The sequence below is a fragment of the Nocardiopsis sp. LOL_012 genome (genome assembly GCF_048060475.1).
Taxonomy (GTDB): domain Bacteria; phylum Actinomycetota; class Actinomycetes; order Streptosporangiales; family Streptosporangiaceae; genus Nocardiopsis.
The window spans coordinates 1-338 of the sequence record NZ_JBHMIV010000132.1; the positions used below are offsets into that span (position 1 = coordinate 1).

General features: G+C 73.4%; 1 pseudogene. It reads right to left on the reverse strand.

Annotated elements, in window-relative coordinates:
• Positions 1-7 precede the first annotated feature (7 nt).
• Positions 8-338, reverse strand: a pseudogene (locus ACFHWE_RS23780) (zinc ribbon domain-containing protein); the annotation flags it as partial.

Consider the following 338-nt stretch of genomic DNA (forward strand, 5'->3'; position numbering starts at 1 on the left):
CAGCCGCCTACCGGCGGTTGGGGGCCTTGGCCCCGTCGCGGGTCGCCCCGCGGCCTTCCTGCTTCACCGTCGGCCGCCCCGTCCGGGAGGACTCCCGTTGAGGTCTCACACCGGCTCCACAGGCCACGACCGCCAGCCCGGCGGCCTCCAGATTGCGCGCCGCGTTCACGTCCCGGTCGTGCACGGCGCCGCAGCGCGCACACGTCCACTCACGCACGTTCAACGCCCTCTTCCCGTTCACATACCCGCAGCCCGCCGCCGAGCACAGCCGGGGGAGGGAAAGAACCGGCCCACCACGACCAGCTCCCGCCCCCGCCAGGCGCACTTGTACTCCAGCA